Annotated in this window: 9 protein-coding genes; 5 read left to right on the top strand and 4 right to left on the bottom strand. The window is 40.7% G+C overall.

Translation table 11 applies throughout. The features are described from left to right. Positions 1 to 2: 2 nt before the first annotated feature. From MJO53_RS03315 to MJO53_RS03305, 3 genes are all read right to left on the bottom strand, one after another. Positions 3 to 839 carry a PIG-L deacetylase family protein gene (locus MJO53_RS03315; protein WP_252080480.1) on the bottom strand — a complete coding sequence of 279 codons (837 nt, stop codon included), beginning with the start codon at positions 837 to 839 and terminating at the stop codon, positions 3 to 5. Between the two features lie 106 nt (positions 840 to 945). Continuing rightward, positions 946 to 2301, bottom strand: a complete 1356-nt coding sequence (locus tag MJO53_RS03310) for a hypothetical protein (protein ID WP_252080479.1) — start codon at positions 2299 to 2301, stop codon at positions 946 to 948. A 31-nt stretch (positions 2302 to 2332) separates the two neighbouring features. Next, positions 2333 to 4123: a sodium:solute symporter family protein gene (locus MJO53_RS03305; RefSeq protein WP_252080478.1), complete on the bottom strand. Its 1791-nt coding sequence runs from the start codon at positions 4121 to 4123 to the stop codon at positions 2333 to 2335. 261 nt (positions 4124 to 4384) lie between these two features. Between MJO53_RS03305 and MJO53_RS03300 the strand changes: the two genes are divergently transcribed. The 5 genes from MJO53_RS03300 to MJO53_RS03280 all read left to right on the top strand — a co-directional run bounded on the left by MJO53_RS03300 (position 4385) and on the right by MJO53_RS03280 (position 14184). Next, on the top strand, positions 4385 to 5413 hold the full coding sequence (locus tag MJO53_RS03300) for a LacI family DNA-binding transcriptional regulator (protein WP_252080477.1): 1029 nt from the start codon (positions 4385 to 4387) through the stop codon (positions 5411 to 5413). A gap of 283 nt (positions 5414 to 5696) precedes the next feature. Next, positions 5697 to 8615, top strand: a complete 2919-nt coding sequence (locus tag MJO53_RS03295) for a SusC/RagA family TonB-linked outer membrane protein (RefSeq protein WP_252080476.1) — start codon at positions 5697 to 5699, stop codon at positions 8613 to 8615. Positions 8616 to 8625: 10 nt separating this feature from the next. Beyond that, entirely contained in the window at positions 8626 to 10131 is a 1506-nt protein-coding gene (locus MJO53_RS03290) for a RagB/SusD family nutrient uptake outer membrane protein (RefSeq protein ID WP_252080475.1), read from the top strand. Positions 10132 to 10226: 95 nt separating this feature from the next. After that, a complete protein-coding gene (locus MJO53_RS03285; protein WP_252080474.1) occupies positions 10227 to 10814 on the top strand; it encodes a hypothetical protein in 588 nt (195 codons plus the stop codon). Positions 10815 to 10977: 163 nt separating this feature from the next. Continuing rightward, positions 10978 to 14184, top strand: a complete 3207-nt coding sequence (locus MJO53_RS03280; protein WP_252080473.1) for a VCBS repeat-containing protein — start codon at positions 10978 to 10980, stop codon at positions 14182 to 14184. Here MJO53_RS03280 and MJO53_RS03275 read toward each other — a convergent pair. After that, positions 14181 to 15014, bottom strand: a complete 834-nt coding sequence (locus tag MJO53_RS03275; protein WP_252080472.1) for a PIG-L deacetylase family protein — start codon at positions 15012 to 15014, stop codon at positions 14181 to 14183. The two genes, MJO53_RS03280 and MJO53_RS03275, sit on opposite strands and share 4 nt — an antisense overlap. Positions 15015 to 15029 lie beyond the last annotated feature (15 nt).

The following is a 15029-nucleotide window of genomic DNA, read 5'->3' as shown; positions in this document are numbered from 1 at the left end:
TATTATTGGTTGAAAACGGTGTCGGAACTTTCCGTTGGTCCCACAAATTTCCGAAGATAGACCACTTTTTCCTCATCCTTGCTTCTTCTTTCCATCATTCTTTCCAAGGCATCCTCCCCGAATTGGCTTTTGTGGCACGCGAGCGCATGGATAAAGGTATCCCTGTTCTTTTCGGAATAGGGGACTTTGGTGGTCAGATAACCGATGTCCTGTCCCGCGAGAATCTTTCGCTCCGGATCTTCCATACCATTTGAGGGCCTGCCAACAAAGAAAAGGTTTATGGGTTTCCCCCATTTTTTGCTTAAAAATGCCTGGGTGACACTGGCCCCGACCAATCGGTGGTCCATGTGGTTTGACCAGCCGTCGGGACCAAAGGTTATGATGGCATCGGGTTGGGTTCTTTCTATGATGTCGTAAATGTCCTTCATCAACGCCCGTATATGGGGGATATGGCCGTCGTAGCCCCCAGCTGATCTGAGCTGATCTTCGTATTCCAGATGGATCAATTCGATCCCCAACTTATCTGCCGAACATTGCATTTCTTCCCTTCGCAAGGCAGCCAGCCCATCTCCCGCAACATGTGCGGTGCGGTCGTTTGTGCCGAAGCGCCCATCGGTGGCCACGACCAGATAGACCTTGACCCCTTCTTCCGCATATTTGTTGAGAATGGCACCTGCCGTAATTTCGTCGTCAGGATGGGCAAATACCGCCATCAGGGTTTTTTCGGTGTTCGAAGCCTGTGCAATTATTGGATTATGGCAAAAAAGCACGATAATGTACATTAGGGGTAGGAGCACCGCGAAAGGTGGGGTGTATTTTAGATCTGTTTGATGTTTCATAGTTTCTGGGTTTCGATTAAATTTAGGTGTATCGTGGAATCTTTTCCCAGCTTCCCAAAATCCGAAGACTTGGAATGCCCCAACAATACTTAATAGGAGTGTGCCATTATTTCAATTCTGGCAAATACTCTTTTTGTAACGCTATCATTTCGTTCATACAACTAACCGCATTATTATAAGAATCAACGGTGGGTTCCAAAAGGATCGCTTGAAGGAGTTTGTTTTTTGAATTTTCTTCAAAGGCCTCTATCAGTAGTTTATTGATGCTGACCTGGGTTCGCAATATGCCAAGGACCCCTTCAGGTAACGGTTCGGCCTGCTGGGGTTGTAGACCGTTTTCGTTTACGATGGCAGGGACTTCAATGATTGCCCCTTGTTCAATTCCTGGCACAAAATTGTCATTGGCCACATTTACGGCATCGATGGAATTATTTGCCCCGCATGAAAGGCCCTCAATAATGGGAATTGCATATTCCCTTGAAAAACGGATTTCCCTGTTATCGGCCTTACCAAGTTCAAAGACCAGATTAATGTCCTTTTCGGGATATAATGGAACCTGTGTTGGATTGCCTTGTAGACTGTATATCCAGGTTGGGATTTTTCCGGTTTCCCAGGGATGTCCCTCATTCGGGTCGTAGAAAAATTGAACTTTGTCGCTTGCCAAAAAGTCTCCGGCCCACCTTATATATTCCACAATGTGGTTTGCCCCTGGTGATGGGTACAGGCCGTATGTCCGCATTAACATCCTGCTCAGGGCGATTTCATCCCATTCTGCCAACCAATGTGCCTCCCGTTCACGTTTTTTTAGTTTAGGATATAAATCCTCGCCGGTCTCCTTATGTTTGATCGACTGGAACCAGGTAATGTGATTCAGACCAGATGCCTTTACCTCGAGGTCTTCCTCCTTCATTTCCAGGAATTGGGAAAGTTGGTGTTTCCCGGCCAAAATTCCATGACAGAGACCAACGAACTTTATGGAGGTCAACCGGTTTACGGCCTCACAAACTTTGGTAAGGGGGTTGGTATAATTGAGTAACCAAGCGTCAGGACATAACTTCTCCATCCTTTTGGCTATCTCCAGGGTGGCCTTTATGTTCCTGAGTGCATGAAATAGACCGCCTACTCCGCCATTTTCACCATAAACCTGGTTAAAACCATATTTTCTGGGGATATGGAAATCTTGGGCCCAGTAGTGATATCGCTTTATTTCTATTGCAGTAATCACATAGTTTGCTCCATCCAAGGCTTCATCCAGGTTGGCCGTACTTGATATTTTTTGGTCCCGTCCCAGTTTTTTTGCCACGTCTTCCGCATATTTATGTATGCCGGGTAAACTCTGTTTGTTTATATCCATTAAACAAACCTCTAGATTGTGCTTGTTCAAAAGGTCACTTAAAAAAATATCATGTACCGAGGCAGGTCCGAACTCTTCACTGCCCGCGCCTATAACTGCAATTTTCATAGTATTTATATAAATAGGGTTAATTATAACTTTATACTTCTTTAAAACTCTTTTTTGCTAATATAATGGTCAAAATGGCACCGATGACCGCCACTATCAGTAGGCCTAGGCCCAATATGTTTTGATCGATGATCAAATACCCAAACCCTAAAAGGCTGGAGTAAATGAACAATACACCGATGAACCATCCAATCCATTTGCTGGTGGCAGTATTTTCGATTACGACATCGGGACAACTTTTGGCAATATCCCCCCACCAACCACCGGGCCTTACCTTTCTATAGAAATTTTGTAAATGCTTTTTGTCATCGGGTCTGGTCAGCAAGGTTACTGTTATCCAAATAACCGTGCTTGCCACTAAAATGAATGTGGCCCTCAACATATCGTATTCGCTTGAAAAGACTACATTGATTTCATCTTGGACCTCTTGGGAGAACACCCCGATTTTTTCCAATATAGCCGCCCAAAACGGCCCGTTGGCCAAAATGAACGAGGCGATCATCGCACTTATTTCGGCCCAAGGATTGACTCTCCACCAGTACCAACGCAACAGCATGACCAATGCAATTCCAGCGGTCAATTGTATGATGAACAGCCAACCTCTTTCGATAGAGTCCATCTGCCATGCCGCGATCGCTGCAAATACGGCCAAAATCAATATTGCCCATCTCGATGCCTTTACGTAATGTTTTTCGGAAGCGGTCTTGTTGATGAAGCGCTTGTAGATGTCGTTCACCATGTAGGATGCCCCCCAGCATAAATGCGTGTCCATGGTGCTCATAAAAGCGGATAAAAAGGAGGCAATGATCAGACCTTTGACCCCTATGGGCACTACTTCCGTTATCATCATTGGGTAGGCCAGTTCCGGATCGGCCAATAGCTCTGGAGAAGCTGTGGCCAAAGGAAATATGATCAACGACCCTAATCCAACAATAATCCATGGCCAAGTCATTAAAACATTTGTGGCAAAATTGAACCAAAGTGCGGCAAGGACAGAATGCTTCTCATTTTTAGCGGCAAATAACCTCTGAACCAGGTAACCATCACCTTGGGCGCTTCTGGTCCATAAGATAAAAATAAGAACCACATAGGATATGAATTGTAGTGAACTCATGTGTTCCGATTGTGGAATTATATCCAGGGTTCCTGGCCCTACATCTTCCAAGGATTTGATTTGCTCTACCATCGCAGCTGGACCGCCCACTTCATATAGAACAAGCCCCGCAAAAATTATAGTGCCTACCGTACCGGTAATGAATTGGAATAAATCGGTGTAAACCACGCCGAACAAACCGGAGGTCATGGTGTACAGTAGAGCAACGGTAACGCATATGCCCAATGTATAAAGTGGGTCAAACCCCAATATTACCTGTGAGAATTTCATCATCGCCAATAGTACGAACCCCATGACGATCAAGTTTTTTAACAAACCATGATAGGTAGCGGTAAAAGCTCTTAAGATAGATGCCGCTTTACCCGAGTATCGAAGTTCTATGAACTCTGCATCCGTTATTATATTTGCCCTACGCCATAATTTGGCATAGAAGAAAACGATCATCATTACCCCGGAGGCCTCATACCACCACAACCAATTACCAAATATCCCATATTGTCTTACGAGGGATGCCGCTGCAAGAGGGGCGTCTGTTGCAAAATAGGTGGCCGCTATGGATGTTCCTGCGATCCACCATGGTAGACTTCTTCCAGCAACAAAATATTCCTCCAGCCCTTCACCTGCTTTCTTGCTGTACCAAAGTCCGATACCGATAATAATTACTCCATAAATGCCAATGACAATCCAGTCTATATAGTGTAAGTCCATGAATCAAATATAGAGTAATCGAAAGGAAAATAACTTGATTATAAGGTTTTGGCTATGCAAACGTTTGCAACTAAACCATGGTCCAAACCACTCATTTCTCCAAAAAAAATTGAACTTTTAAAGTTTATACTTATCTTCACTATAATGGCAGTTATGTTATAGTAGAATGTTACATACTTTGTATAGGTTTCATCCAAATAATAGTATGTATAATACATATTCAGTACTTAGCCACCTTCTTTAGTCTTCCAAAATAAGACAATGAAAAACAAAAGAATAACGATAAAAGATATTGCTAAAGAGCTAAAAATTTCTGCCTCGACCGTTTCTCGTGCTTTAAACAATCATCCATCATTAAAGCAAGAAACCATAACATCGGTTAAAAAATTAGCTCGAAAACTCAATTACCAGCCAAATTTATTAGCTCTTAATTTATTGCAGAAAAGGTCAAATACCATTGCAATAATTGTTCCTGAAATTACAAGTCATTTTTTTTCAACAGCAATTACAGCCATTCAGGATGTGCTGGTTTCTACCGATTACAATAGCGTTATATGTCTGTCCAATGAATCATTTAAAGAGGAAAAGGAAATAGTGAATAAATTGTCCAGGATACATATTGATGGTGTGTTGGTATCCCCGTCATCTAAAACTAAAAACTATAGTCATTTCGAGAATCTTCAGAACTTAGGAATTCCAGTAGTTATATTCGATAGGGATTGTAAAGGACTGGAAGCCGACAAAGTACTTGTTGATGATTATTACGGAGCATACAAAGCAGTGGAATATTTAATAAAATCTGGGTGTAAGAACGTTGCGCACATCGGTGGTCCAAAGAACTTATCAACCACCTTGCATCGACTGAATGGTTATCTGGATGCCTTGAAGGACAATGGAATTCCTGTCTGTGATGACTACATTGTTCACGCTTCTGGATATAATATTTTGGATGGAATAAAACCTTCAAACAAGTTATTGCAATTGAAGAACAGACCAGATGCTATTTTTGCGATTAATGATAGTATTGCCATAGCAGCTATGAGAACTGCGGAAAAATTAAATTATAGTATACCTGATGATATCTCAATAATCGGGTTCGATGATGAGCCCCATGCCGCCCATTTCGCGCCATCACTTTCGACAATTTTTCAACCCGTTTATAGTATGGGAATGCTTTCGGCAAGAATCTTACTAAGCCATTTGACAGATGATGATAAAGCATCCTCAGGATTTCGCTATGAGGTTTTTCAGCCCGAGTTGGTTTTAAGAGATTCTTCCAGAAAAATTTAATGTATTGCACTTCATTTTCTATGCAAACCTTTGCATGTGGTTTTTTATAAAAAATTTAATAAAACCATAACTTTTTTGTTGTTTTGATGGTGTGTCAACTATGATTGCTATTAAAAAATAATCTTATTGTAATTTTTTTAAAAATACTGCATAGGTGTGGTATTTGTCTTTTACAGTTATGAATAGCTGTCCCTATCAAGAAACTAGACCTGCGAGTTTCTTAACAAACAGGCATGTTGATTTATAGAAAATTATAATGTAACCATCAAAACCAAAGCATAATATGAAAAAACTAAGCTTAATTTTTATGATAATGGTTCTATCGGGCTATCTTGTTTCGGCCCAAGAAAGGACTATTACAGGAACTGTTACAGCCGCAGATGGTTCGGAACCACTACCTGGAGTTAGTATTCTTGTAAAGGGTACGCAAAATGGTACCCAAACAGATTTTGACGGTAATTATTCTATTTCTGTGAATGATTCCGATATCTTGTTGTTCAGCTATATCGGTTTTAAGACAATCGAGATGTCAGTTGGAGGACAAACCACCATAAATATTAGTATGGAGGAAGATTTGGCTCGTTTGGACGAAGTGGTTCTTGTAGGATACGGGAGTCTGGCCAAAAAAGCGGTTACCAGCTCTGTGGCCAGCGTTGCCGTCGAGGATTTTAATAAAGGGAACATAAACTCACCACAACAATTGCTGCAAGGTAAGGTCTCAGGATTGAATATAGCAAGGCCTGGCGGTGATCCAAATGGTGAATTTTCCATACGATTAAGGGGTATATCAACTCTTGGGGCCAACACCTCGCCTTTGGTGGTAATAGATGGTTTGGTAGGTGGTTCACTACAGAGTGTCGACCCAAATGATATTGCAAGTATAGACGTACTGAAAGATGGGGGTGCGGCAGCTATTTATGGAACAAGGGGATCTTCGGGTGTTATCTTAATTACTACAAAAAAGGGTAGTGCCAATAGATCTGAATTAAGTTATAGCACCTATGCAAGTATTGAAACTAGGGCCAGGAGCCTTGAGGTGGCCGATGCGGCGATGTTTTCCGCATTACCAAACGTAACATCGAGCAATATTTATGGTTCCGATACGGACTGGTTGAAAGAAATAAGCAGGGTCGCTTTTGGAAATGTCCATAATCTTTCTGCAAGTGGAGGCAATGCAACTTCCAGTTACCGGGCATCCTTGAATTATAGAAATATCCAAGGGATTCAAAAAAGCACAGGTTTTGAACAATTGAATGGGCGTATCTCTTTACAGCAACGTGCCTTAAATGATAAACTTAGTTTGAACGCAGTGGTAGCAGCTACTTCGAGAGAGGAAGACCGGGGCTTCAATGATGCTTTTAGGTATGCGACCATTTATAATCCTACCGCCCCGATCCGTAATGAAGATGGTACTTATTTCCAAACGGGAGGTTTTGACACGTTTAACCCTGTTGCCATAATAGAACAAAATAGTAATGATCGGACCAGGGAGAATATCGTTGGCGGTTTAAAACTGGATTATGATCTATTTAAAGGATTGAAGCTAGGGGCGTATTATGGATTACAAATTGAAAACTCCTTAACTACGGAAAAGTACGGGAAAACCTCACTCTGGAGAGGTCTGGCTAGAAACGGATTGGTGCGTAAGACCAACACAAAGGATAAGACACAGCAAACAGATTTCACGATTAATTATCAAACCGATATTAAGGATTTGGGAATAAATGTCCTTTTAGGTAGTTCTTACCAACAGTTCGATTCAGAGGGTAGTTTTATATCGGCGGGAAACTTTGTGTCAGATAATATACTTGATAATTTTGAACTATCTGGAGACGTGACCAACGGGCTTGCCAGTATTACATCCTATAAAAGAAAATCCAAACTTTTATCCTTTTTTACACGGATAGATTTGGATTATGACGATACTTACTTTTTGTCAGCCGCTTTGCGACCGGAGGGACATGATAGATTTGGTGAGAATAATAAGTGGGGAACCTTTGGATCGGTAAGTGCCGGTCTTAACCTAACAAACATATTTGATAATTTAGGCCCTTTCGATTACTTAAAATTCAGAGCTAGTTGGGGGCTTACAGGAAATATACCGGATTTAAGTTTAATTGCACCTTCACAGGCAACAGTGGGAGCTAGTGGAAACGCATTCAACGATGGTAGTTTTGTCACTGCTTTTGCTCCTGCGAGTAATCCCAACCCTGACCTCAAATGGGAGGAGAAAACAGAATGGAACTTTGGATTTGATTTTACTTTGTTTGAGGGAAAGCTTTCGGGTAATGTGGACTATTATACACGGACAACGAGTGATTTATTAAGATATCAGTCGGTGCCGGTGCCTCCAAACCTTTTTCCAACGACTCTTAAAAATGTTGGGGAGATTTCTAACTCGGGTCTTGAATTGGCATTGGAGTATAGGGCTAAATTTAACGAAGAGTTTACCTGGACACCAGGGATTAACCTTGCCACATTTAAAAATGAGCTAAAAGCATTGGATAGAGAGGACAGACAGAGAATAGGCTCATTAGGTTCACCAGGGCTAGGTGCAGCTACTCCTATTCTTGTTGAACCTGGTAGGTCACTTGGCGATATCTATGTTCCTTTGTTCAACGGGATAAATCCTGATGGTACCTGGAACGTTAGTACCGATGAAGATGAATTTGTTGTTGTTGGTAATGGTTTGCCAGATTTTACACTGAACTTTGTAAATACCTTTAACTACAAAAACTGGGATCTGAATTTTCTATTGCGGGGCGTATTCGGACATAGTTTAGTGAACGCCAATAGAGCTTTTTATGAGCAACCGAATGTTGCACCGACGTATAATGTTCTGGCTTCCAGTAATAGGGCAGAATTACAAGGTCTTACTGTAAACGAATCTAGATTGAGTAGTCTGCAGGTTGAAAAGGCCGATTTTGTTAATCTGGACAATATTACCCTGGGGTACAATTTTCCCGGTCTATCGGAAGAAACCACAATTAAGTCATTGAGACTCTATTTAACAGGACAAAATTTATTCATCATCACAGGGTATGAAGGTGTGGATCCAGAAGTCCGTTATACGGATACGGGCCAAGTAGATAACGGTGGATTTTTGACTCAAACGCCCGACCCCCTTGCACCAGGTATTGATCGCAGAGCTACATGGTTTACTACCCGTACATTCACCTTTGGTTTAAATATTGATTTCTAAAACAAAAGATATGTTATTAAAAGAAAAATATTATACACATTTGTTGGTCTTTATAGCATTTACGCTATTTGTCAGTTGTGATTTGGATGAAGAAGTTTATACAGAGGTTTTAAGCTCTGAATTTGGTCAAACAGAAGAAGAGGTGACTGCTTTGGTAGGTGCTGCTTATTCGAGTTATGGTGGTTGGATCGGAGGTCCATGGGTAACAAGTCTAGTATCATCCGATGAAGGAGTGGTTCCAACGCGAGGTACGGACTGGGCAGAAAATGGACAATGGGCTAGAATGCATGAACATGATTTTCAACCGGATGATTTTTATGCGAACTTTAGCTGGGGTCCGTTGTATACAGGAATCAATAATGTCAATCGAATTATTTATCAGTTGGAGCAGACAGGAACAGATGCTGCCTTGCAAACCGTCAAGGAATTAAAAGTTTTGCGAGCTTTCAATTACTATCATCTTATGGATATTTATGGGAACGTGCCATTGGTCATATCATTTGTTGATGCCGAGGAAAACCCAGCGAACAATACCAGAGCAGAGATCTTTAGTTTTATTACTACCGAAGTAGAGTCTGTAATTGACGATTTACCTACCGATGTAACTTCAACGTATGGAAAGATCAACAAATGGGTAGCTCATGCATTGTTGGCAAAAGTTTATCTGAATGCTGAAGTATATGTGGGCAGCCCTGAATGGGAAAAGGTGATAGAACATACGGATGCTATCATTGAATCTGGAAACTATAATCTTGCATCCAGCTATTTTGATAACTTTAGCATAGACAATGAAAGTTCTTCAGAAAATATTTTTGTTTTTGTTTATGACAGGGTGTTTTCCGGAGGTATGAGCATTGCTGTAAGGACATTGCACTATGAAAGTCAAAAAACATATAACTTTACCCAACAACCATGGAATGGATACTCTTCGTTAGAAGATTTTTACAATAAATTTGATGATGACGATGTCCGAAAACAAAGTTTTGTAGTTGGTCCACAATTTGATTCAAGTGGCAATCCATTGGAAGATGCAAGTGCGGAACCTACCGATCCCAATGGACCTCCAATAGAGTTTACTCCCGAAATTACTGGTTTACGTACAGCATTGCGACAGGAAGGTACGCGTATAGGGAAATTTGAATTTGAGTCGGGAGGCGATCCCGCCGCTATGAACAACGATTTTCCGGTATTTCGATATGGGGATATATTATTGACTAAAGCAGAGGCGGAATTTAGATTAGGAAATGAAGCGGATGCATTGGTTTTGGTAAATATGATTAGGGAAAGGGCAGGAGTTCCGACTTTTGCTTCATTGACCCTTGATGTGCTATTGGACGAAAGGGGTAGGGAAACCGCCTTTGAAGGATACAGAAGACAAGATCAGATTAGATTTGGCACCTTCAATGACGCATGGGAATTTAAGCCCGCAGACCCAAGTGATCATGTGAATCTTTTCCCAATATCCAGAAGTCAATTGGAAGCCAATCCTAATCTGCAGCAAAATCCAGGATATTAAGTTTTAAGTTAGTTTGTTTAATTTAGTTAAATTAAGACCAGGTTAATATAACAATTAGCTTGGTTTTTTTGTCTTCTTAAATTTTAGTAACAGCAATGAATTGGAGATTTTATTCTTTTTTATCGGTAGTTGTATATATAATGGTTTGCTGTTTTGGCTGTGATAGGGTTGGTGAATATAAAGCCTTGGTTAATAAGGAGTTGGACACTGGGGTAAAAAACGATACATTGATCCACGGGATTAGGTTTGGTATGAACAAACGGGAGTTTTTTGCGCATTGTTGGGAGTTGAACAAACAAGGGGTTTTTAAGGAAGGTGCATTTAATACCTCGGTATTTTATGAGATCGTAAAGAACGAGAAACGGTACAACATAAATTTTTATCCAAAGTTTGAACAGGGAATAATAACCGAACTGCCATTGGAATATACCTATGCAGCTTTTGCACCGTGGAATTCAGAATATACAATGGACAAGCTTCAATCTGAGGTCGTTGATATGTACGTGGAAAAACACGGAGAATATGATTTGCAGATTTCATCGGAGAAAAGTGAAAATAAAATCGCTTATGTCTGGGTTCAAGGTAATCAAAGAATATCCATTTACAAGGATGATTTTCGTAATAAGGTAATCGTTCTTTATTTTGATTTATCATCGCAATCACGTGATGAGAATCAATTGTGATGAAATTAGCCTATCACATATATAATCACTTCAATTGGCTGTAATTTAGAATGGTACTTCTGAAGAATATTAAAAGTAATCTATTGTTATGTATAAAGTTCTACTAGGATTTCTATTCCCGTTGATATGTTTGGCTGTTGGCTGCACAAAAACGGAAGAAACGATGTTTACTCCAGTTGATGCGAGCAAGAGTGGTATTGACTTTTTAAACGAAGTCATATTTACGGATAATCTAAACATTGTCGAATACCTTTATGCTTATAATGGAGGGGGTGTTGCCATTGGGGATATCAACAACGATGGGCTACCGGATATATATTTTACCGCAAATCAACTTCAAAACCATCTTTACCTTAACAAAGGGGATATGGTTTTTGAAGATATTACCTTATCCTCAAATGCGGAAGGTCTTCATGGTGAAGATACATGGACAACAGGTGTTACCATGGTCGATGTGAATGCAGATGGTTATTTGGATATCTATATCAGTATGGTCAGTAATTACAAGCATTTAAAAGGACATAACTTACTTTATATAAACAACAAGGACCTTACATTTACTGAATCTTCCAAAAATTATGGTTTGGATATCAAGGGATTTGGCCAACAAGCCTATTTTTTTGATTATGACATGGACGGCGATTTGGATGTGTATCTGCTCCGCCATGCGGTACATAAACCTGAGGTTTATCAAGGACCATCGACACGTAGATTACGAGATGAACTTTCAGGGGATTTATTATTGGAAAATATGGGCAGTACTTTTGTTGATGTAAGTGAACAAGCGGGGGTCTATAGCGGTGCTTCCGGTTATGGTCTTTCCGCTGCCATATCTGATCTGGATGGAAACGGTTGTCCTGATATCTATGTGTCCAATGATTTTCATGAAAATGATTTTGTGTACTACAATCAATGCAATGGCACATTTCTGGAGAAAGGTAATGTGTCGACTGGTCATACCAGTAGGTTTTCAATGGGGATGGATATTGCCGATATCAACAATGATGGGCTTTTCGATATTTTTACTGTTGACATGAAACCTTTTGATGAGACGGTCAGAAAGAGGTCCGCCAACGATTTGTCACCTGAAATATATGAATATAGTCTTGGTTTTGGTTATCAGCACCAGTATTCTCGAAACATGATGCAATTGAACAGAGGCAATATCTTGGGATCTATTCCTCAATTTAGTGAGATTGCCCAATTTCAAGGTTTGGATGCAACAGATTGGAGCTGGGGACCACTTCTTGCTGATTTTGATAATGATGGTATGAAGGATCTATTGATTACCAATGGTATTTTAAGAAGACCTAATGATCTGGATTATATAAATTTTGCATACAATGAGTATTCAAAGAGTTTATCTGACTTAGAGCTATCCAAAAAAATGCCCGACGGTGCCGTCACTAATTTTGCATTCCGGAACACAACAGGTCTGGATTTTGAAGATGTCTCAACTGAATGGGGGTTGGATTACACAGGTTATTCTATGGGTGCTTCGTATGCCGACCTCGACAATGATGGAGATCTTGATATCATTGTCAACAATCTTAACGCCCCGGCAAGCCTGTACGAGAACCGTGCACGGGAACTCAATGCCAACAACCATTTAAAAATCAATCTTATTGGTCCTAAAGACAATAAGGACGCTATTGGGGCCAAGGTTACTTTGACTATGAAAGATGGCAGCGTACAAACAATCGAACAATATACCAGTAGGGGATGGTTGTCCTCCGTAAGCACGGACATACATTTTGGGTGGGAGCAGAGAAATTCGGTAGATGATCTTGAGGTCTTATGGCCCGATGGAAAAGTTCAAACGTTCTATGATCTGGGAGTCGATGCCATTATGGACATCGATTATAAGGATGCACACCATACTGAAATAAAGTCAGAGGTAATCCAGAAAACTTTTGAAGTTAAAGAGTTTGGTGATATGGCATACAGTCATAAAAGCACATATCAAAGTGATTTTACCACCGAACGTCTGTTGTTGCAGAAACTATCCTCGGAAGGCCCCAAAGTGGCTGTGGGTGATGTTGATGGCGATGGTTTGACCGACTTATACATTTGTGGCCCCGCAATGCAGGAAGGCCATCTTTATATACAAGAGCCCAATTCTGAAAGTCATTTTTTCAAGAAGGATTCTCCATCCTTTACTAAGGATAAGGATTATGAGGATGCGGATGCCGTTTTTTTTGATTTCGATGCCGATGGTGATCTTGACCTGTTTGTATTGAGTGGTTTTGGCACTGACCAGGATTCAAAATCGTTGAACCGTATCTACCTTAACGACGGCAAAGGAAATTTTGAATTTTTTAGCGGCGATTACCATGCTGATATAAATGGAGCAATGGTGTTGGCCGATGATTTTGATTTTGATGGAAATGTAGACCTCTTTGTAGGGGTCAGATTTCTACCGGGCAAATACGGTATTACATCAAAGAGTAGTATACTTTGGAATGATGGCAATGGTAAGTTGGTTGCGGATGTAGATGTAAACAATGCATTGAATCTGGGGATGGTCACCGATGCCGTATTCTTAAGGGATAAAAAACAACTGGCAGTTGTGGGGGAGTGGATGCCGATAACGTTTGTTTCCTTTGAAGATAGAGAATTTTCAGTACACAATTTGGACAATACCTCTGGATGGTGGAATACCGTTCATGTGGAAGATATGGATAAGGACAATGATCTGGATTTGATTGTGGGTAACCAAGGAACCAATTCAGGTTTCCAACCAACATTGGACCACCCTTTGGGGCTATATGTCAATGATTTTGACGGTAATGGAAGTACCGATTTGATTTTTACTTATTGGAAAGAAGGCAAGGAGTGGCCGTACGAGGGGTTGGATGAATTAAAAGGGCAAATGGTCTCACTGCGCAAACAATTTAATACTTATAGTGATTTTGCTTCAAAAACCTTATCAGAACTCCTTACAGTCTCCATGAGGGAGGGTATGGAATACAAATCGGCCCAAATGCTCGAATCGGTATGGCTCGAGAACATAAGGAACAAAGAGTTTGTGGTTAAATTCCTTCCGGAACAGGTACAATGGGCACCAGTTTATGGATTTGAAACTGGGGATTTTGATGGAGATAACAATATTGATATTGTGACCATTGGTAACAATTACAGTTTTAGGTCCAGTATCGGAAGGGCAGATGCGTCTTATGGAAATTTCCTAAAAGGTGATGGTAAAGGCAGTTTTTTACCTGTGTCACCAAAACTATCCGGTTGGGTGGTTCCAGGGGAATCACGTGATGTAAAATTGTTGAATCAAAAAAAGGAGCACCCGATTCTTCTGGTGACCAGAAAGAACGATGCCCCTTTACTTGTGGAAGTTAAAAATCCTAGGTTTGATTAATCGAAGATAGAATTTGAATCCTTTGTCGGACCTTCAAATTTTCGTAAATATACATACATACCATTTGATGCCCTTCTTTTTTCATAATCTTCTTTTTTCATATTTGGAGGCATCTGACTATAATGACATTTGATTGAATTAAATGATTTGTCCAGATCTTCTTGGGTGTAAGATATTTTTGTGCGCAAGAATTTTTTAGCTTGACCCCTTAATATTCTACTTGCGGGGTCCGTGATTAATCCAGAGGGAGTGCCATAATAGTAGAGAGATCCTGGTTTTTCGCCCCAGTCCTTGGCTAAGAATACTTGCGTTACGGTAGCTCCCACTAACCTGTGGTCCATATGGGTTGATGCTCCATCAGGTCCCCAAGTGATCAAAACATCCGGTTTGACACTTTCGACTAGGTTATAGAGTTGCAGGATCATTTTTCTTGCATGGGGTACATGTCCGTCATACCCTTCCCCAGCTCTTAGTTGGTCATGATAATCCCAATGATGCAAAATCACCCCCAATTTTTCTGCGGCGCATTTCATCTCTTCTTTTCTAGTCGCGACTAGGGTTTCCCCAGCTACGTGGTCATGATGGTCATTGGTCCCGTACCTTCCATCAGTTACGATTACCAAATGGGCTGTGGCTCCTTCTCTTATATATTTTGCTAAAATAGGAGCCACTGATCCTTCATCATCGGGATGGGCAAATACGGCCATAATAACCTTTCCTTCGTAAAGTTGTTGACCATGGATGTTCGATTGAAATAGGATAATTGCCAATAAAGTCAAAGCACCCTTGGTGAGATGCTTCATAGTCAAATTGAGTTTTAGTTTTTTCATAATGGATTCCTTTTG

Source organism: Flagellimonas marinaquae, assembly GCF_023716465.1.
GTDB lineage: Bacteria > Bacteroidota > Bacteroidia > Flavobacteriales > Flavobacteriaceae > Flagellimonas > Flagellimonas alginolytica.
The sequence above is the reverse complement of the archived record's forward strand: the minus strand, read 5'-3'. Positions and strand labels throughout refer to the sequence as shown.

Coding starts and splice junctions, on each gene's coding strand:
- MJO53_RS03285 (WP_252080474.1), top strand. CDS start 10,227: ATGAATTGGAGATTTTATTCTTTTTTATCGGTAGTTGTATATATAATG.
- MJO53_RS03305 (WP_252080478.1), bottom strand. CDS start 4,123: ATGGACTTACACTATATAGACTGGATTGTCATTGGCATTTATGGAGTA.
- MJO53_RS03290 (WP_252080475.1), top strand. CDS start 8,626: ATGTTATTAAAAGAAAAATATTATACACATTTGTTGGTCTTTATAGCA.
- MJO53_RS03310 (WP_252080479.1), bottom strand. CDS start 2,301: ATGAAAATTGCAGTTATAGGCGCGGGCAGTGAAGAGTTCGGACCTGCC.
- MJO53_RS03275 (WP_252080472.1), bottom strand. CDS start 15,014: ATGAAAAAACTAAAACTCAATTTGACTATGAAGCATCTCACCAAGGGT.
- MJO53_RS03295 (WP_252080476.1), top strand. CDS start 5,697: ATGAAAAAACTAAGCTTAATTTTTATGATAATGGTTCTATCGGGCTAT.
- MJO53_RS03315 (WP_252080480.1), bottom strand. CDS start 839: ATGAAACATCAAACAGATCTAAAATACACCCCACCTTTCGCGGTGCTC.
- MJO53_RS03280 (WP_252080473.1), top strand. CDS start 10,978: ATGTTTACTCCAGTTGATGCGAGCAAGAGTGGTATTGACTTTTTAAAC.
- MJO53_RS03300 (WP_252080477.1), top strand. CDS start 4,385: ATGAAAAACAAAAGAATAACGATAAAAGATATTGCTAAAGAGCTAAAA.